Source organism: Dactylosporangium sp. NPDC051485, assembly GCF_040682015.1.
Taxonomy (GTDB): Bacteria; Actinomycetota; Actinomycetes; order Mycobacteriales; family Micromonosporaceae; genus Dactylosporangium.
In genome coordinates this window covers 25,857-44,776 of sequence record NZ_JBFAZW010000012.1, presented here as the reverse complement: position 1 = coordinate 44,776, position 18,920 = coordinate 25,857, and the positions used below count along the sequence as shown (strand labels likewise).

The 18,920-nt window shown below is 72.3% G+C and carries 15 protein-coding genes; 13 read left to right on the top strand and 2 right to left on the bottom strand.

The genetic code is table 11. From position 1 onward, the window contains the following. The first annotated feature begins 164 nt into the window (after window positions 1–164). From mfd to AB0M46_RS09120, 3 genes are all read left to right on the top strand, one after another. Window positions 165–3,782: a transcription-repair coupling factor gene (mfd, locus tag AB0M46_RS09130; RefSeq protein WP_363334069.1), complete on the top strand. Its 3,618-nt coding sequence runs from the start codon at window positions 165–167 to the stop codon at window positions 3,780–3,782. Further along, complete coding sequence (locus AB0M46_RS09125) at window positions 3,779–4,372, top strand: hypothetical protein (protein WP_363334067.1); 594 nt, start codon at window positions 3,779–3,781, stop codon at window positions 4,370–4,372. The genes mfd and AB0M46_RS09125 overlap by 4 nt, the downstream gene beginning before the upstream one ends. Before the next feature lie 136 nt (window positions 4,373–4,508). Further along, window positions 4,509–5,450 carry a MazG family protein gene (locus AB0M46_RS09120; RefSeq protein ID WP_363334065.1) on the top strand — a complete coding sequence of 314 codons (942 nt, stop codon included), beginning with the start codon at window positions 4,509–4,511 and terminating at the stop codon, window positions 5,448–5,450. A 393-nt stretch (window positions 5,451–5,843) separates the two neighbouring features. Here AB0M46_RS09120 and AB0M46_RS09115 read toward each other — a convergent pair whose 3' ends face one another. Beyond that, the gene (locus tag AB0M46_RS09115) at window positions 5,844–6,659 is read right to left on the bottom strand and encodes a WecB/TagA/CpsF family glycosyltransferase (protein WP_363334063.1); all 816 of its coding nucleotides are present in this window, start codon (window positions 6,657–6,659) and stop codon (window positions 5,844–5,846) included. A gap of 80 nt (window positions 6,660–6,739) precedes the next feature. Between AB0M46_RS09115 and AB0M46_RS09110 the strand changes: the two genes are divergently transcribed. The 6 genes from AB0M46_RS09110 to AB0M46_RS09085 all read left to right on the top strand — a co-directional run bounded on the left by AB0M46_RS09110 (window position 6,740) and on the right by AB0M46_RS09085 (window position 13,537). Next, window positions 6,740–7,663: a sulfotransferase gene (locus AB0M46_RS09110; RefSeq protein ID WP_363334061.1), complete on the top strand. Its 924-nt coding sequence runs from the start codon at window positions 6,740–6,742 to the stop codon at window positions 7,661–7,663. After that, window positions 7,660–8,586, top strand: a complete 927-nt coding sequence (locus tag AB0M46_RS09105; RefSeq protein WP_363334059.1) for a glycosyltransferase family A protein — start codon at window positions 7,660–7,662, stop codon at window positions 8,584–8,586. The genes AB0M46_RS09110 and AB0M46_RS09105 overlap by 4 nt, the downstream gene beginning before the upstream one ends. 10 nt (window positions 8,587–8,596) lie before the next feature. After that, the gene (locus tag AB0M46_RS09100) at window positions 8,597–9,352 is read left to right on the top strand and encodes an alpha/beta fold hydrolase (protein WP_363334057.1); all 756 of its coding nucleotides are present in this window, start codon (window positions 8,597–8,599) and stop codon (window positions 9,350–9,352) included. Window positions 9,353–9,460: 108 nt separating this feature from the next. Continuing rightward, window positions 9,461–9,994, top strand: coding sequence for a hypothetical protein (locus tag AB0M46_RS09095; protein ID WP_363334055.1), 534 nt, complete (start codon window positions 9,461–9,463; stop codon window positions 9,992–9,994). A gap of 428 nt (window positions 9,995–10,422) precedes the next feature. Then, window positions 10,423–11,640: an NADP-dependent isocitrate dehydrogenase gene (locus AB0M46_RS09090; RefSeq protein ID WP_363334053.1), complete on the top strand. Its 1,218-nt coding sequence runs from the start codon at window positions 10,423–10,425 to the stop codon at window positions 11,638–11,640. Between the two features lie 334 nt (window positions 11,641–11,974). Next, on the top strand, window positions 11,975–13,537 hold the full coding sequence (locus AB0M46_RS09085; protein WP_363334051.1) for a hypothetical protein: 1,563 nt from the start codon (window positions 11,975–11,977) through the stop codon (window positions 13,535–13,537). A 126-nt stretch (window positions 13,538–13,663) separates the two neighbouring features. Here the strand turns inward: AB0M46_RS09085 and AB0M46_RS09080 are convergent, their stop codons facing one another. Beyond that, window positions 13,664–14,344 (bottom strand): M23 family metallopeptidase, encoded by a 681-nt coding sequence (locus tag AB0M46_RS09080; protein ID WP_363334050.1) that lies wholly within the window; start codon window positions 14,342–14,344, stop codon window positions 13,664–13,666. A 301-nt stretch (window positions 14,345–14,645) separates the two neighbouring features. Here AB0M46_RS09080 and AB0M46_RS09075 point away from each other — a divergent pair, with 301 nt between their 5' ends. From AB0M46_RS09075 to AB0M46_RS09060, 4 genes are all read left to right on the top strand, one after another. Next, window positions 14,646–15,041: a cobalamin B12-binding domain-containing protein gene (locus AB0M46_RS09075; protein ID WP_344620649.1), complete on the top strand. Its 396-nt coding sequence runs from the start codon at window positions 14,646–14,648 to the stop codon at window positions 15,039–15,041. Between the two features lie 415 nt (window positions 15,042–15,456). Continuing rightward, window positions 15,457–16,632: an ADP-forming succinate--CoA ligase subunit beta gene (sucC, locus tag AB0M46_RS09070; protein ID WP_363334048.1), complete on the top strand. Its 1,176-nt coding sequence runs from the start codon at window positions 15,457–15,459 to the stop codon at window positions 16,630–16,632. A 5-nt stretch (window positions 16,633–16,637) separates the two neighbouring features. Continuing rightward, window positions 16,638–17,525 (top strand): succinate--CoA ligase subunit alpha, encoded by an 888-nt coding sequence (gene sucD / locus AB0M46_RS09065; protein WP_363334046.1) that lies wholly within the window; start codon window positions 16,638–16,640, stop codon window positions 17,523–17,525. A 70-nt stretch (window positions 17,526–17,595) separates the two neighbouring features. Then, a complete protein-coding gene (locus AB0M46_RS09060; RefSeq protein WP_363334045.1) occupies window positions 17,596–18,897 on the top strand; it encodes a DUF6350 family protein in 1,302 nt (433 codons plus the stop codon). Window positions 18,898–18,920: the final 23 nt, after the last annotated feature.

The following is an 18,920-nucleotide window of genomic DNA, read 5'->3' as shown; positions in this document are numbered from 1 at the left end:
CCCGTGACGTTCCGGTGAGTCAGGTCTCAGGATCTCATCCCGCATTGCCCCCCGGCGTTTTGTCATACCCGCCCGATAGTCTGGATGCGCATCGACCACCCCCCGCCCGTCTGGGCGCGGGGCTGTTTGCCGTGCTGTGCGGATAACCCCAATGAAGTCTGTGGGTGCAAATCACCATGAAGCTCGCCGGTATCACCGCCGCCGCTCTCGACGATCCCGCCCTCGCCCGCGCGCGTGACCTCGCCCGCGCCGGGCACTACGACCAGGTCGACCTCACCGGGCCGCCCGCCCTGCGCGCGGTCGTGGCCGCCGTCGTCGCCGCCGAGCGGCCCGTGCTGGCCGTGACCGCCACCAGCCGCGAGGCCGAGGACCTGGCCGCGACCCTGGGCTGTCTGCTCGATCCGGACCTGGTGGCGGTGTACCCGTCGTGGGAGACGCTGCCGCACGAGCGCCTCTCCCCCCGCTCCGACACCGTCGGGCGGCGCCTGGCGGTGCTGCGCCGGCTGGCTCATCCGACCGAGGCGGCGCCCCGGCCCCGGGTCGTCGTCGCGCCGGTCCGCTCGGTCCTGCAGCCGCAGCTCAAGGGCCTGGGCGACCTGGAGCCGATCGACCTGCGGCCGGGCGGCGCGGCCGACCTCGACGCGCTGACCACCCGCCTGGGCGAGCTCGCCTACGCCCGGGTCGACCTGGTCACCAAGCGCGGCGAGTTCGCGGTCCGCGGCGGCATCCTCGACGTGTTCCCGCCGACCGAGGAGCACCCGCTGCGGGTGGAGTTCTGGGGCGACGAGGTCGAGGACATCCGCTCGTTCGCGGTGGCCGACCAGCGCACGATCGAGAAGGTCGAGCGGCTGTGGGCCCCGCCCTGCCGCGAGCTGCTGCTCACCGACGAGGTGAAGGCCCGGGCGGCGGCCCTGTCCACCGACCACCCGCAGCTGGCCGAGATGCTCGACAAGCTGGCCGGCGGCATCCCGGTCGAGGGCATGGAGTCGCTCACCCCGGCGCTGCTGGGCGGCTCCGACGCCCTGGAGCTGCTGCTGCACACCATGCCGCCGGGCACCCACGTGCTGCTGTGCGACCCGGAGCGGATCCGCACGCGGGCCCACGACCTGGTCCGCACCAGCGAGGAGTTCCTGGAGGCGAGCTGGGCGGCGGCCGCGGTCGGCGGCAAGGCCCCCATCGACCTCGGCGCGGCGGCCTTCCGCCACCTGGGCGACGTCCGGGCGGCGGCCGCCTCGCTCGGCCAGCCGTGGTGGTCGCTGAGCCCGTTCGCCGCGGCCGAGACCACGCGGGAGGCCGACGAGCCCTGGCGGCTCGGCGAGGACGAGCCGGTCACCACGGTCTCCGACGACGCCGTGTCGATCACGATCGGCGCGCAGGCCGTGCCGCTGTACCACGGCGAGACCGCCCGCGTGGTCGAGGACCTCAAGCGGCTCACCGGCGAGGGCTGGCGGATCGCGCTGGTCTTCGAGGGCACCGGGCCGGCCCAGCGGGCGGCCGAGGTGCTGCGCGGGGCCGACCTCGGGGTCGCCCTGAGCGAGTCGCTGGAGCAGCCCCCGGCCCCCGGCCTCATCGCCATCACCACCGGCTCGATGGAGCTGGGCTTCCTCGACGAAGCCGCCCGGCTCGCGGTCGTCACCAACACCGACATCTCCGGCGGTCGCGGCGCGTCGACCAAGGACATGCGCAAGATGCCGAGCCGGCGGCGCAACCAGATCGACCCGCTGGAGCTGCGCACCGGGGACTTCGTGGTGCACGAGCAGCACGGCATCGGCCGCTACGTCGAGATGGTGCAGCGCACCGTCAACGGCGCCGACCGCGAATACCTGGTGATCGAATACGCGGCGTCCAAGCGCGGCCAGCCCGGCGACCGGCTGTTCGTGCCGACCGACCAGCTGGACCAGCTCTCCCGCTACGTCGGCGGCGAGGCCCCGACGCTGCACAAGATGGGCGGCTCCGACTGGCAGAAGGCCAAGTCCCGGGCCCGCAAGGCGGTCCGCGAGATCGCCGCGCAGCTCATCCAGCTCTACGCCGTGCGGCAGAACTCGCAGGGCCACGCCTTCGGCCCCGACACCCCGTGGCAGCGCGAGCTGGAGGACGCCTTCCCCTACCGGGAGACCCCCGACCAGCTGGCCGCGATCGAGGAGGTCAAGACCGACATGGAGAAGTCGGTCCCGATGGACCGGCTGATCTGCGGCGACGTCGGCTACGGCAAGACCGAGATCGCGGTGCGGGCCGCCTTCAAGGCGGTGCAGGACGGCAAGCAGGTGGCCGTGCTGGTGCCGACCACGCTGCTGGCCCAGCAGCACTTCAACACCTTCTCCGAGCGGGTCTCGCAGTTCCCGGTCGAGGTGCGCCAGCTCTCGCGCTTCCAGACCCCGACGGAGACGAAGCTGACCCTGGAGAAGGTCGTCGACGGCACCGTCGACATCGTCATCGGCACCCACCGGCTGCTGCAGCAGTCAACCCGGTTCAAACAGCTGGGCCTGGTCATCGTCGACGAGGAGCAGCGCTTCGGCGTCGAGCACAAGGAGTTCCTCAAGCAGCTGCGGGCCTCGGTCGACGTGCTGACCATGTCGGCCACGCCGATCCCGCGCACCCTGGAGATGGCCATCACCGGCATCCGCGAGATGTCGACCATCGCCACCCCGCCGGAGGAGCGCCACCCGGTGCTCACCCTCGTCGGCGCCCAGGACGACAAGCAGGTGGCCGCGGCCATCCACCGCGAGCTGCTGCGCGACGGCCAGGTCTTCTACCTGCACAACCGGGTCGAGTCGATCGAGCGGGCGGCCCGCCGGCTGCGCGAGCTGGTGCCCGAGGCCCGCGTCGCGGTCGCGCACGGCCAGATGACCGAGGAGGCCCTCGAGAAGATCATGGTGGGCTTCTGGGAGAAGGAGTACGACGTCCTGGTCTGCACCACGATCGTGGAGAGCGGCATCGACATCCCCAACGCCAACACCCTGATCGTCGAGCGCGCCGACCTGCTCGGCCTGGCCCAGCTGCACCAGATCCGGGGCCGAGTGGGCCGCGGCCGCGAGCGCGCCTACGCCTACTTCCTCTACCCGCCGGACAAGCCGCTGACCGAGCACGCCCACGAGCGGCTGGCCACCATCGCCCAGCACACGGAGCTCGGCGCCGGCATGTATGTGGCGATGAAGGACCTGGAGATCCGCGGCGCCGGCAACCTGCTGGGCGGCGAGCAGTCCGGCCACATCGAGGGCGTGGGCTTCGACCTCTACGTGCGCATGGTCGGCGAGGCCGTCGCGCAGTTCAAGGGCGAGCGCCCCGAGGAGGAGGAGCAGGACGTCAAGATCGACCTGCCCGTCGACGCCCACCTCCCGCTGGAGTACATCTCCGCCGAGCGCCTCCGCCTGGAGATCTACCGCAAGATCGCCGGCGCCAAGGACGACCCGGCGCTGGACGAGATCGTCGCCGAGATGCGCGACCGCTACGGCGAGCCCCCGCTCCCGGTGGCCAACCTGCTGGCCGTGGCCCGCTTCCGGTTCCTGGCCCGGTCCCACGGCCTGACCGACGTCTCCCTGCAGGGCAAGCACGTCCGCTTCGGCCCGCTGCAGCTGCCGGACTCCAAGCAGATGCGCCTCAAGCGCCTCTACCCGGAGGCCGTCTACAAGTCCGCCGCCGACACGGTCTCCCTGCCGCGTCCCTCGACCCGGCGGGTGGGCGGCGAGCCGATGCGCGACACCCAGCTGCTCGACTGGGCCGCCGAGCTGCTGGCCACGGTCCTCGGCGGCCCGGCCCCGAAGCCCGCGGCGGCCAAGCCGTGAGGCGTGGGATCGCGGCCGTAGTGGCGATCCTGGCGGGGGCCGGGCTCGCGGGTTGCCGGGCCGAGCCGGGCGTCGCGGTCTACCTCGGGGACCGGAAGGTCACGGTGGACCGGGTCGATCGCATCGTGCGCTCGGCCCCGCACAGCAGCCCCGGCCAGGTCGTGTCGCTGTTCATCTGCGGTGACGCCGGCGGGCGTTTGGCGGCCGAGCGCAAGCTGGAGGTCGCGCCGCCCGATCCGGCGATGTTCGCGGTGTATTTCAGGCTGCCGGAGGACAGCGAATACGTGCGGCTGTGGGCCCGGTGCTTCTCGCTCGTGAGCGCGGCGACCAACGTCGAGATGGCCCGGCCGCTCACCGACGGGGAGGCGCAGCGGCTGGTCGACGCGCTGAGCGCGGCCAACGTCGACGTGACGGTCGCGGACGCGCGGCGGCACGTCGAGATCGGGCCGCTGTTCGAGGCGCAGCAGCACTTCGCCGAGGCGATTCGCGGCGGCGACGTGGTGGTCAATCCGCGGTACGAGCCCGTGTTCCCGGTCTTCGTCGGCCAGGGCGTGCAGATCAACCTCGCGTTCGCGGAGGAGGAGGCATGAGCGGTCCGCAGCGTTGCGGCGCCTGGTCTGGGTCGACTGCCGCGGAGCCTCGTCGAGCCAGACCTGGCGTTGGGGCCGCGAACAATCAGCACAGGGTTGGCTCACGCCGGCGCCGGAGCGCAGCGGAGGTGACGGCATGAGCGGGCGTGTGGTGCTGCTGGTGACCTCGCCCCGGCTGCCCGCCGGGGTGCTCACGGCGCAGGCCTGGGATCTCGTGCGGGCGCACCCGGTGCTCACCGCGGACGAGTCCGAGCAGGCGGCGGCGCTGCGGGCGGCGGGGGCCACGGTCACGGCCGGCGCGCACGACGTCGACGCGCTCATCGCGGCGATCGCGGCGCACGGGACGGTGGTCTGGCTGGCCGGGCCCGACGGGGACGAGCAGCTGGCGCGGGAGCTGGGGCTGCGGCTGGCGCGCGAGCCGGGGCTGGCCGAGCTGGAGCTGCTCTACGGGTCGTGGGACCCGCCGGGGGCGCGGCTGCTGGACGTCGTGACCGTGATGGACCGGCTCATGCACCCCGAGGCCGGGGACCCCTGGAAGCGGGCGCAGACGCACGCGAGCCTGGCGCACTTCCTGCTCGAGGAGGCGTATGAGCTCTACGACGCCATCCGCGACGAGGACGCCGAGGCGGTGCGGGAGGAACTCGGGGACGTGCTGCTCCAGGTGGTGCTGCACGCCCGGCTCGCCGAGGAGACGTCCGGGTTCGGCGTCGACGCCGTGGCCGGGGACCTGGTGGCGAAGCTGATCCGGCGCAATCCGCACGTGTTCGCCGACGCCGAGGTGGGCGGGATTGAGGAGATCATCGCCAACTGGGAGCAGATCAAGAAGGCGGAGAAGGCGCGCGGCTCGGCGGTGGACGGGGTCGCGCTGTCGCAGCCCGCGCTGGCGCTGGCCGCCAAGCTGCTGCAGCGGGTGGAGCGGGCCGGTCTCGACGTATCGAATCCGGGGCCCGAAACGCTCGGCGGGGAGCTCTTTGCGCTGGTCGCGCGGGCGCGCACGGAGGGGCTGGACGCCGAGGACGCGCTGCGCACGGCGGCGCTGGACTACATCGAGGCCGTGCGCCGGGCCGAGCGCAGGTAGCCCGGCCCCCGCACCGCCGCCCGGGGCCGCACGGCCTTGGGCGGCCAGTCCGCGCGAGCGCGCCACCGGCCGGAGCCGCACGCCTCACCCGGCCAGTCCGCGCGGGCGCGCTACCGGCCGGAGTCGTACGGCCTCAATCGGCTTGGTGTGCCGGATGGTCCGCCACCGCCGCTCGACGGCCCCGCCCAGCCGGTGTGGGCGCGTTGTTAGCTGGGGCCATGCGGCCCTGGGGCGGCCGGGTCCGCGCGGGCGGACCGCGATCGACAAGCTCACCGCGGTCGGCTACACCGGCCTGCACGACACCGCGGCCGCCGCCCAGCAGGGCGTCGTCGACGCGTTCCAGCCCGGCGCAGCATCGGCGATCCGCGCACGGGTGCTCTGCGGGCGCGCGGGTCAGGCTCGGTGGGCCGGGCGGTGGGTCAGGCGGTGGTGCAGGGAGCGGGCGAGCAGGGCGGCGGCGAAGGGCGCGTCCTCGCGCAGGTAGCGGCGGGCCAGGCGACGCGGCTCGCGGGCCAGGCGGTCCAGCCACTCCAGGCCGGCCTTCTGCAGCGCCGGGCGGGCGCGGCTGATGTCGCCGGCCACGAAGTTCACCGCGGCGCCGCAGCCGAGGAACCAGGTGCCGGGCAGGTGGCCGCGCAGTCGCGCGATCAGGTGCTCCTGGCGGGGGAAGCCGATCCCGACGTACACCATCTGCGGTTGAGCCTTGATGACCCGCGCGCAGACCGAGCGAAGGACCCGGGGGCTGCGGTCGAAGCCGAACGGCGGGCAGTGCGCGCCGGCGATGCGCAGGCCGGGGAAGGCGTCGGCCAGGCGCGCGGCGGCGCGGTGGGCACCGTCCGGCTCGCCGTCGGTGGACGGGGCGCCGCCGAGCACGAAGACGCGGCCGCCCCGGTGGGCCAGGCCGCGCGAGAGCGACCAGATCAGGTCGGAGCCGGGGACCCGCGCCGGTAGCGCGCGGCCGGCCAGCCGGGCGGCCCAGACCAGCGGGGCGCCGTCGGCGACGACCAGGTCGGCGTCGCCGAGCGTCGCGCGGAGGGCGGCGTCGCGGGCCACCTGCCGAAGGATGTCGACGTTCGGCGTGACGATCCAGCCGCCGCGGCCCTCCTCGATGGCGGCGAGGACCCGGGCGACGACCTCGCCCTCGGTGAGCGGGTCGACGGCCAGATCGCCGACGGGGACCCGCCGGGTGTGCGTGTAGCTGCGCAGCATCGTTCGTCCGCAATTCCTCGTTAGACCCACCAGATGCCAGCGAAACTGGCATATCTACCAAAACGACCAAGGAGGACGGTTTGGTACGCGTTCTGTTCCTCGGTGGGCTCGGGCGCAGCGGCACCACGCTGCTCGAACGCCTACTGGGGGAGCTGCCCGGCGTGTGCCCGCTCGGGGAGGTCGTGCACCTGTGGGAGCGCGACGTCGCCGGGGACGAGCGCTGCGCCTGCGGCGAGCACTTCTCCGAGTGCGGCTTCTGGCGGGAGGTCGGCGAGAAGGCGTTCGGCGGCTGGCACCACGTCGACGTGTGGCGGGTGCTCGCGCTGCGCCACGCGGTCGAGCGGACCCGGCACATCCCGCGGCTGGCCAGCGTGCGGATGAGCCCGGCCCATCGGCTGCTGGTCGAGGAGTACGCCGACTGGTACGCCCGGCTCTACGAGGCCGCCGCGGTCGTCTCCGGCGCCGAGGTACTGGTGGACTCCTCCAAGCACGCGGCGCTGGCCTACTGCCTGCGGTTCGCGCCGGGGCTCGACCTGCGGGTGGCGCACGTGGTGCGGGACAGCCGCGGGGTGGCGTACTCGTGGACGAAGAAGGTCACGCGGCCCGAGACCGACAACGCGGAGGAGATGACGCGGTACTCCCCCGGGCGCTCGGCCCTGCTGTGGAACGCCCACAACGTGGCGTTCTCCGCGTTGCACAAGTGCGGCGTGCCCGTTCGGCGCGTGCGGTACGAGGAGCTCCTGGAGGATCCGGGTGCCGTTCTGCGCGATCTGTCGGAGTTCATCGACATCGCGCCGGGTGAGCTCGGCTTCCTCCGCGACGGCGTGGCCGAGCTGGGCCCCTGCCACAGCGCCGCCGGCAACCCGATGCGCTTCACCGTCGGTCCGGTGCCTCTGCGCCGCGACGACGCCTGGCGCACGGCCCTGCCCGGGGGCCAGCGGCGGGTCGTGAGCGCGCTGACCGCGCCCCTGCTCGGCGCCTACGGCTATCGGGGCGCCCGATGAGCACGGCCGGGCACTGGCCGAGCGTCGGCGTGATCGTGCCGACCCGCAACCGGCCCGAGCTGCTGCGCCGCGCCGTGGCCGGGATCGTCGCCCAGGACTACCCCGGCCCGGTGCGCACCATCGTGGTCTTCGACCAGCACGCGACCGACGCGAGCCTGTGCCGGGGCGGCGACCGCCCGCTGGACGTCCTGCCCAACCTGCGCAAGCCGGGCCTGGCCGGGGCGCGCAACACCGGCATCGTGGCGCTGGACACCGACCTGGTCGCGTTCTGCGACGACGACGACGTGTGGCTGCCGACCAAGCTGCGCCGCCAGGTGCACGCGCTGCAGCAGCGCCCGCAGGCGGAGTTCTGCACCTCGGCGATCGAGGTCGAGTTCGGCGACCGGCTCACCCCGCGGCTGGCCGGGGCGTCGCTGGTGGGCCTCGACGACCTGGTCCGCTCGCGGATGTCGATGCTGCACTCCTCGACGTTCATGATGCGCCGGTCCGTCTTCGACCACGACGCGATGGGCCTGGTCGCCGAGGACGCCCCGGGCAGCCAGAACGAGGACTGGGACCTGCTGCTGCGGGCGGCCAAGCGGGGCGAGATCGTGCACGTCGACGAGCCGCTCGTGCGGGTGTTGTGGGGGCGCTCGTCGCTGTTCGCGTACGAGTACGCCACCAAGATGGCGTCCCTGCGCTGGATGATGACCCGGCACCCGGAGATCGCCGCCTCCACCACGGGCGCCGGCCGCGTCTACGGCCAGCTCGCGTGCTGGTCGGCGGCGACCGGCAACCGCCGCGACGCCTGGCGCTGGACCAAGGCCGCCATGCGCTCCAACTGGCGCGAGCCGCGCGCCGCGATCGCGCTGGCCGCCGTGACCGGCGTGGTCAGGGTCGAAAGCGTGCTCGGGGCCCTCCACCGCAGGGGCCGCGGGATCTAGGCTCGTCGCTATGAGGCTTCACGTTCGCATGCACGGGGATGGCCTCGCGGGAGCGCCCTTCCTGCTCGTGCACGGGCTGTCGTCGAACGCGCGGCTGTGGGACGGCGTCGCCGGGCACCTGGTCGCGGCGGGCCATCCGGCGTACGCCGTCGACCTGCGCTCGCACGGCGAGTCGCCCGTCGCCGCCGACGGCCACGACACCGCGACCGCTGCCGACGACCTCGCCGGGCTGGACCTCCCGCCGGCGATCGTGGCCGGCCATTCGTGGGGCGGCAACGTCGTGGTCCAGCTGGCCGCCCGGCACCCCGAGCGGGTGCGCGCGCTGGGCCTGGTCGACGGCGGCTGGATCGACCTCGCCGCGCAGTTCTCCGACTGGGAGACCTGCGCGGCGATGCTCCGCCCGCCGGATGTGACCGCCATGAGCGCGACTCGCCTGCGGGAGCGGCTGCGCTCGGCCCATCCGGACTGGGAGCCCTGGGCCGTCGAGGCGACGGTCTCCAACCTGGCCGTCGGGCCGGACGACTCCCTCTCCCGCCGGCTGCCCGTCCCGCAGCACATGCGGATCGTGCGCAGCATGTGGGACGATCCGCCGCAGCGGTACTTCGACCGGATCGACGTCCCCGTGCTGGCCATCCCCGCCGGGACCAGGACGCCCAACCTCACCGGCCTGCGGGACGTCAAGATCCGCCCGTACCCCGACGGCGACCACGACCTGCACGCCCAGCACCCCGCGTCTATCGCGGCCGATCTACTGAGCCTCGCCTGACCGGCCTTACAGGCTCACGAACGGTAACCTGCGCCGCGACCAGCACGCTGACCAATCGCGGCAGGCGCCGGGGCAGAGTTGACCTTGTATGCAGTCTATGATTCTGCGATGAATTCGCCTGGGCGGGGCAGCGGGTTGTCTACCACTGCCAAGGTGTTGCTTGCGCTACTCGCCATCTTGCTACTTTGCTGCGCCAGTTGCTGCACGCAGCGACCGGATTTCGTCTGGGCGTTGTTCCGAGACTCTCGCGAATACCCCAACCAGGAGGGTCGGCTCCGCGTCACAATCGGCGGCGGCGATCTGGAGAAGGATATTCTGCCACATTACCGGTTGACGTTGCCGTGTGATGTCACGGACTTGCGGTTCGCCGACGAAGAGGACTTCAGCAGAGCGGGCACGGTGTACCTGCGTTTCTCCACGTCGTCCAGCTGCCTTGACAAATTCCTGCGGGACAACGGGATGCTGTACAGCAGCAAAGACCAATGCTACATGGGGCACGGGACCGACCATTATGGATGGGGGATCAGCGGAGATAACGACTGCTATTTTCGCGATTCTTCCGATTATGACCACCCATTGCTGTCCGCCTCGGTCGACCGTACCCCCTCGCGCCCTATCGTGTATTTCGTTGCCAGCCGTTGACGTCAATCCGAGGCTACGGTAGCCAGCCGCCTCGACCAGCGGCAGCCTCCGACCAGACCTTCCCGGCCTTGGCCGCCGGCTCCTTCGCCGCCACCCCACATCGCTGACCGCCTGGACGCTGTCTGTCATGGCTCGGTTCGACGCCTGCTGCGAGGCGCGGAACTCCTTCCAGGGCCGAGTGGACCATGTAGGTCGCGATGCATCCGGCCGCTTCGCTAGGCCGACACATCGGACATACCATGATTTTTGGACATTTCCGGGATCGGGGTGAGGGCCGCGGGTGAGTTGCCCCAACCATGCAGTACGCTCGTACTGCTAAGTGGAACCGGGACCCTGCCGGCGACGCATGGCGAAGAGTGCTGGAATCAGCGAGGACTGCCCACGGCGGCGGAGACCCCGGTAGGCAGCGCGAGAGGAGCGCCCGGCCGATGGCGAAGATCAAGGTAAACAACCCTGTCGTCGAGCTCGACGGCGACGAGATGACCCGGATCATCTGGAAGCAGATCCGCGAGCAGCTGATCCTGCCGTACCTCGACGTCGACCTCAAGTACTACGACCTGTCGATCGAGTACCGCGACCAGACCGACGACCAGGTCACCGTGGACGCCGCGAACGCCATCAAGCAGCACGGCGTCGGCGTCAAGTGCGCGACGATCACGCCCGACGAGGCGCGCGTCGAGGAGTTCTCGCTCAAGAAGATGTGGCGCTCCCCGAACGGCACGATCCGCAACATCCTCGGCGGCGTGGTCTTCCGCGAGCCGATCATCATGTCGAACGTGCCGCGGCTCGTCCCCGGCTGGACCAAGCCGATCATCATCGGCCGTCACGCCCACGGCGACCAGTACAAGGCCACCGACTTCGTCGTCCCGGGCCCCGGCAAGGTCACCGTCACCTACACCCCCGCCGACGGCGGCGCCCCCATGGAGTTCGAGGTCGCCAACTTCCCCGGCGGCGGCGTGGCCATGGGCATGTACAACTACGACGACTCGATCCGCGACTTCGCGCGGGCGTCGCTGCGCTACGGCCTGGACCGGGGCTACCCGGTGTACCTGTCGACCAAGAACACGATCCTGAAGGCGTACGACGGCCGCTTCAAGGACCTCTTCGCCGAGGTCTTCGAGACCGAGTTCAAGGACGAGTTCGCGCAGGCCGGCATCACCTACGAGCACCGTCTCATCGACGACATGGTCGCCGCCGCCCTGAAGTGGGAGGGTGGCTTCGTCTGGGCCGCCAAGAACTACGACGGCGACGTGCAGTCGGACACCGTGGCCCAGGGCTTCGGCTCGCTCGGCCTGATGACCAGCGTGCTGATGACCCCGGACGGCAAGACGGTCGAGGCCGAGGCCGCCCACGGCACGGTGACCCGGCACTACCGCCAGTGGCAGAAGGGCGAGAAGACGTCGACGAACCCGATCGCGTCCATCTTCGCCTGGACCCGGGGCCTCGCCCACCGTGGCAAGGTTGACGGCACCCCCGCGGTGACCGACTTCGCCAACACCCTGGAGCAGGTCTGCATCGACACCGTCGAGGGCGGCCAGATGACCAAGGACCTGGCCCTCCTGATCTCCCGCGACGCCCCGTGGCTGACGACGGACGAGTTCATGAACGCGCTCGACCAGAACCTCGCGAAGCGCCTCAGCGCCTGATTCACCCAGCACCACCGCCGCCGGCCCCACTCCGGGAGGAGCTTGGGGCCGGCGCTGCGTTTGCCCTCAACCATGCCCGCGCTCTCTTGCGCCCCGCTGTAGCGCCCTTGCGCCGCTCCCTTGCGCGGCTCCCTCGCGCTCTCGCGCGCTCCCTTGGCGCCCCTTGCGCTCTCGCGCGTTCCCCTGCGGCTCTGCGCTCTCGCGCGGCCCCTTGCGCGTTCCCCCTGCGCCGTCGCGCGACGCTCGGCTGACCGAGCGAAGTCGGCCACTTACCGACAGAAGCATCCCGCCCGGCCCGAGTGAAACTGTCACACCCACCCGTCATCCTGTCCTCGTGAATCTCCTCGCACGCGCCGCCGGGTTCGTCGTCATCGGGCTCGGGCTGGTCGCCACCATCGCCGGGCTCGCGCTGCCCTGGACGCTGGCCGACGGCCGGCACCCGGACCTGGTCACCATCGCGGGGATCGCGTTCGTGGGGCCGCTGCTGAGCGCGCTGTGCCTGGCGTATGCGCGCACGGAGCCCCGCCGGGCCCGGCTCATCGCCGCCGTGGCGGCGGTCGCGGGCGTGGCCGCCGCGGTGATCGCGACGGCGCTGACGCGCCTGGTCGAGCCGAGCGCGGGCATCGGCCTCGGCGGCCCGGTCACGGTCGCGGGCTCGGTGGCGCTGGCCCTGGGCTGGACGGCGCTCGCGGTCACCGGCGCGGGCCGGTTGCCGGGGCCGGACTGGCGGCCGTGGTCCGCGGTTGCCGCATTGGCAGTGGTACTGCTGGTGGCCGCCGCGGTCGGGGTGGACTGGGCCCGCGAGGGCCGGTTCGTCAACGCGACCACGGCCGGCGTGGCGCCCCCGGCCCAGGTCCAGGCGTGGCCGTTGCCGGTCGCCGGCGTCGAGCTCGTGGCCGTGCACGGCGACCTGGCGATTCTCCGCGCGGGCGACGGCATCCGCGCCGTGTGGCTCGGCAGCGGCACGCCGGCCTGGCAATACCTGCGCACCGACCTGGCCAGTCAGGCCGCGGGGCTGGTCGACGACGCGGTCGTGGTCGCGTTCGGGACCGACGACGGGGTACTGGTGACGGCCCTCGACGCGGGCACGGGGGCGGCGCGGTTCTCCCAGCGGTACAGGTCGGGGAAAATGGCGACGGTGCGCGCCGCGGGTCCCACGGCGGTGTTGTCCGGATCGGGCGCCGGCGCCGGGGAGTTGCTCGGCATCGACGCGCGCACGGGCGAGCAACGGTGGCGCTGGTCGCCGGCGCGCAACGGTGCGGCCTGCGACGTGACCGACCTGGCGGGCACCGCCGAGACCCTGGCGGTGGCGCTGCGCTGCCGCGCACAGGGCGTGGACGACGTGGCCGTCGGGCTGGCCGCGGCGACCGGGGTGGAGCGGTGGTCGTGGCACGCGGTCCAGCGGGGCGGCACGGAGCTGCGGGTGTACTCCACGGGCGCCGGCTTCGTCACGCTGACCGGCGCGACGCCGCAGCGCGTCACGTACATGGACGCCACCACCGGCACGGTCGGCGCCCGCCACGACGCCGCCGGCACGCTGGCGGTGCCCGCCGGACCGAGCCTCATCTACGCCGACCAGGGCGGCGCCCAGGCCCACCTGACCGCCGTCGACCCGCGCACGGGCGCAACGAAGTGGAACATGGGCCTGGCCGGCCTCGGCGGCTACCAGCCCGTGGCCGGCACGGAGGCCAACGGCCACGCGTACGTGCTGTGGCGCGGCCCCTCGGGCGCCCTGCGCCTGCTCACCGCCTCGACCAGCGACGGCACGACGACCGAGGAACGCGCCATCGCCTGCGCCACCCGCTGCCCGGAAATCGCCGTCGCCGCCGCGGGCCAGCACGCCGTCATCGCCACGAGAGAGGAGAAGGCCACGCAGCTGTACCTGAGCGTCGCCTGACACCCCCGCGTGGGCGGCGCGGCGCGGGCGGGTGCACTGCCGAGGCAGGGGTGAAGCCGGCGGGCGCGGCCCGTGGAGTGTCAGGCATGTCGCTGTTCGCTGGCGGTGCGCCCCGCGCCCGAGCGGCTACGAGTAGATCGCCTCGCTGTGGTGCTGGATGTCCACGCCGTGTCTGCGCATGAAGGCCAGGGGTTCGACGGGCTTGCCGTCCTTGCGCACCTCGAAGTGCAGGTGTGAGCCGAACGAGTGGCCGGTGTTGCCGACCAGCGCGAGCTTGTCGCCGGCGTGTACCTGTTCGCCCTCGTGGCACAGGAGCTTGGAGGCGTGGCCGTACACGGTTACGAGGCCGTCGCCGTGGTCGATCATGATGTTGTTGCCGTAGCCTCCGTTCCAGCGGCACAGGGTCACCCGGCCGGCGGCCACGGCGGTGAAGGGGGTGCCCTCGGCGGCGCCCAGGTCGACGCCGGGGTGCAGCCTTCCCCAGCGCTCGCCGAAGAACGACGTCACCGTGTAGCTGCGCAGGGGGAGGATCCACACGTCGGGGGCCGGTTGGTTGGCGGTGCCGGCGGTGCCGTGGCCGTCGGAGCGGCTCGCCCGATCGCCCGAACGGGTGGAGATGTCGTCGTAGCTGCTGCTCGTCTCCATCGACAGATCGTCCATGTGCGGCTCGGGCAGCGCGGCGGCGGTGCTCAGCGCCACCGCGGCCGAGGCCACCAGTGCGGTGCTGAGGATGGTCAGATAGCGGCTGCGCGGGGATTCCCGGCGGCGCCGGCCGCGGTAGTTCGCGCGCGCGGATCTTGCATTCAACGCGGTGAACCTCGATTCCGGCAAATGCACGAGCGGCGGCAATCGCGCAGGCAAATATGAATTCGACAAAACCGAACGACACGGTAGCCACGGCCTAATCGGCGGCACAAGTTATGGGGGCGCGCCGCGCCGCTTCCGGGGTGCGATTGCGCCCGTCGGGTTGGTTGTGCGTAACCCGGACCGTTGCGCGGTCGTTGCGCGGCGGTGAATTCGGCTGCTGTACCTTCGGGCTTGGACCCCGCGCGACGGTGCCGGGGCCGTGCCCAGTGGCCGCCACGAACGGCCGGGAAGGACCGTGAGGATGAGCGCGCGGACCCGCGTCGTCATCGCCAAGCCTGGCCTCGACGGACACGATCGAGGCGTGAAGATCGTCGCCCGCGCGCTGCGGGACGCCGGCATGGAAGTCATCTACACCGGGCTGCACCAGACGCCCGAGCAGATCGTCGAGACCGCGATCCAGGAGGACGCCGACGCCGTGGGGCTCTCGGTGCTGTCCGGGGCGCACATGACCCTGTTCCGCCGGGTCATCGAGCTGCTCGCCGAGCGCGGCGCCGCCGACGTGACCGTGTTCGGCGGCGGGATCATTCCGGACGAGGACCTGCCGGAGCTGGAGCGGCTCGGCGTGGCGCGCATTTTCACACCCGGCGCGACCACCCAGTCGATCGTCGAATGGGCCCGGGAAAATCTCGAAAGCTGAGCGAAATACTGAAGCGACACTGATTGTCGTTTATCAATAGCTCGCAAAAGGGGAGGGGCCGGACGCACCCCTCACACGTCCGGCCCCTCTATCGCACGATGCCCCGCCGCCACCCCTCGACCGACAGGGCATCGGCCGTTTTGGTGCCGGCCCTACCCTCCCGGGCTCCCCGGTGGGCGGGCCGACATTGCTCTCAACGACGGCCCGCGGGGGCGGTTACGCCCTCGCGGCCGTGTCCCCCGTTCGTGAACGGAGGCGATACGGACGCCGAAACCTAGACGGGTCCGGATGGGAGTGGAATCGGGCACATCGGGAACCCGGGCGGCGCCCACGGGTGAAGCCGTGGTTAGGCTGCGAAGCGTTGAGCCGTCCTCGCGATGGGGCAGGCGGCACGGTTGACGGAACGGGACCAACTGTGGACCTGTACGAGTACCAGGGGCGTGCCCTCTTCGCGAAGCACGGGCTGCCCGTGCTTGGCGGCGGGGTTGCCGAGACCCCTGCAGAGGCCCGGGCGATCGCCGAGGAGCTCGGCGGCCGGGTCGTCATCAAAGCCCAGGTGAAGGTCGGTGGCCGCGGCAAGGCGGGCGGCGTCAAGCTGGCGGAGGGCGCCGACGAGGCGACCGCGCACGCGACCAACATCCTCGGCATGGACATCAAGGGCCACACGGTCCACAAGGTGATGGTCACCACCACGGCCGACATCGCCGAGGAGTACTACTTCTCCTACCTCCTCGACCGCGCGAACCGCACCTTCCTGTGCATCGCCAGCGTCGCCGGCGGCATGGAGATCGAGACCGTCGCCCACGACGCGCCGGAGAAGGTGGCCAAGGTCGCCATCGACGCCGTGAAGGGCGTGGACGAGGCGACCGCCCGGGCGATCGTCGAGCAGGCCAAGTTCCCGGCCGACGTGGCCGACCAGGTCGTCGCCATCGCGGTCAAGCTGTGGCAGGCCTTCGTCGCCGAGGACGCCACGCTGGTCGAGGTGAACCCGCTGGCCAAGACCACCGACGGCACCGTGCTGTGCCTCGACGCCAAGGTCACCCTCGACGCGAACGCCGACTTCCGGCAGCCCGACCACGAGGCGCTCGAGGACAAGGCCGCGGCCGACCCGCTGGAGCAGGCGGCCAAGGAGAAGAACCTCAACTACGTGAAGCTCGACGGCAACGTCGGCATCATCGGCAACGGCGCGGGCCTGGTCATGTCGACCCTCGACGTGGTCGCCTACGCCGGCGAGGGGCTGGGCAGCAAGCCGGCCAACTTCCTCGACATCGGCGGCGGCGCCAGCGCCCAGGTCATGGCCAACGGCCTGGAGATCGTGCTCGGCGACCCCGACGTGAAGAGCGTCTTCGTCAACGTCTTCGGCGGCATCACCGCCTGCGACGCGGTCGCCAACGGCATCGTGCAGGCCCTGCAGCTGCTCGAGGACCGCGGCGAGGCGGTCACCAAGCCGCTGGTGGTCCGCCTCGACGGCAACAACGCCGAAGAGGGCCGCCGGATCCTCGACGAGGCCGCCAACCCGCTGATCGAGCGGGTAGACACGATGGACGGCGCGGCCCGCCGGGCCGCCGAGCTCGCAGCGAGTGGGGTGTAACGACCATGGCGGTATGGCTGACCGAGTCCAGCAAGGTCATCGTCCAGGGCATGACCGGCGCCGAGGGCTCCAAGCACACCCGGCGCATGCTCGCCGCGGGCACCGACATCGTCGGCGGCGTCAACCCGCGCAAGGCGGGCCAGCAGGTCGACTTCGACGGCACCAAGCTCCCCGTCTTCGCCAGCGTGCAGGAGGCGATGGAGCAGACCGGCGCCGACACCAGCGTCATCTTCGTCCCGCCGGCCGGCACCAAGTCGGCCGCGGTGGAGGCGATCGACGCGCAGATCCCGCTCGCCGTGATCATCACCGAGGGCGTGCCGGTGCACGACACCGCCGTGCTCTGGGCCCACGCCCAGGCGGCCGGCAACAGGACGCGCATCATCGGGCCCAACTGCCCCGGCATCGCCAGCCCCGGCAAGTCCAACGCCGGCATCATCCCGGCCGACATCACCGGCCCGGGCAAGATCGGCCTGGTCAGCAAGTCGGGCACGCTGACGTACCAGATGATGTACGAGCTGCGCGACATCGGCTTCTCCACGGCCATCGGCATCGGCGGCGACCCGGTCATCGGCACGACGCACATCGACGCGCTCGCCGCGTTTGAGGCCGACCCGGAGACCGCGGCGATCGTCATGATCGGCGAGATCGGCGGCGACGCCGAGGAGCGGGCGGCCGAGTTCATCAAGGCCAACGTGCGCAAGCCGGTGGTCGGCTACATCGCCGGCTTCACCGCCCCGCCGGGCAAGACGATGGGCCACGCCGGCGCGATCATCTCCGGCTCGGCGGGCACCGCCGACGCCAAGAAGCTCGCGCTCGAGGCGGCCGGCGTCGCGGTCGGCAAGACCCCGACCGAGACCGCGAACCTCATGCGCGACATCGTCACGGCGCTCTAGCCGAAACTGCGTCACATCCGGACGGCCGGGGTCAGTGACCGGCCGTCCAGATTTTTTTAGAGTGAATGCGATGCCGACCACCCCTGAGGAACCGGACGACGGCGTGCCCACCCGGCTCGCCAACCGCGAGACCGTAAGGCTGCCGATCCAGCGGCGCTCGGTCCCCGGCCGGGCCCCCTCCCGCCGCCCCGCCCGGCGCGCCCCGCTGGCGCTGGCTGCCGTGGTCAACTCGCTCTGGGCGGCGCTCGTCTCGCTGTTGCCCACCCTCGCCGTGGTCTGGATGCTCTTCGCGCTCGACGGCGCCGGCGCGCCGCTGGCCCAGGTGCTGCGGCTCGGCCTGGGAGGCTGGCTGCTCGCGCACTGGGTGCCGATCGAGACCGGCATCGGGCCGGTCAGCCTCGCCCCGCTCGGGCTCACCCTGATCGCCGCCTGGCGGGTGTTCCGGGCCGGCGTGCACACGGCGCGGGCCGTCGGTGCCCGGGCTCATCACAGCGGCACGCCCTGGTCGCCGTGGCCGGCCGCCCGGGCCGGGGCCGCGGTCGGGGTCGTCTACGCCTGCCTCGGCGGCGTGGCCGCCCTTGTCGCCGACCACAGGGGCAGCGAGGTCTCGGCGGTCCGGGCCGTTCTGGCGTTCGCCGCGTTCGGGCTGCTTGCCGGGTCGCTCGGGGCCTTCGCCGAGGCCCGCGGGATCGCCCGGCTGGCCGGGCGCACGCCCCGGGTGCTGCGTGACGCGACCCGCACCGGGGCGGTCGCCGCCCTGCTCGTGCTCGGCGCCGGTGCGGCCACGACCGGCATGGCGGTCGCCTTCAGCGGCGGCGACGCGAGCCAGATCATCGTCGACTACCACACCGGGATCGCCGGGCAGATCGGGCTGATCGTGCTGTGCGCGTTCTTCGCGCCGGACGTGACCGTGTGGGCGGCCAGCTACCTCGTCGGGCCCGGCTTCACGATCGGCTCGGAGACCTTCATCAGCGCGGCGCACGTGTCGGTGGGGCCTCTTCCCGCCGTACCGTTGCTGGCCGGTCTTCCATCGTCGCCGGCGACCGGCTATGCGCCCCTGCTGCTCGGCCTGCCCCTGGCCGCCGCCCTGATCGCCGGCTGGCTGCTGGCCCGCCGGTCGCTGCGCAACGATCCCGGGCGCCCCTGGGTCCCGCTGCTCGGCTCGGCCGTTCTCGCCGGCCCCGTGGCCGGGGTGCTGCTCGCCCTGGTCTGCGTGGCGGCCAGGGGCTCGCTCGGCGGCGGCGGGCTGGCCGACGTGGGCCCGCACGCGGGCGCGGTCGGCTTCGTGGCCATGTTCATGATCGCCATTGGCGCGCTGCTGTCCACCACCGCGACCAAGCTGGCGCTGCGCGCGAAAAGGGCGCGCGAGTAGCTCGCGCGCCCTTTTAGTCGGTC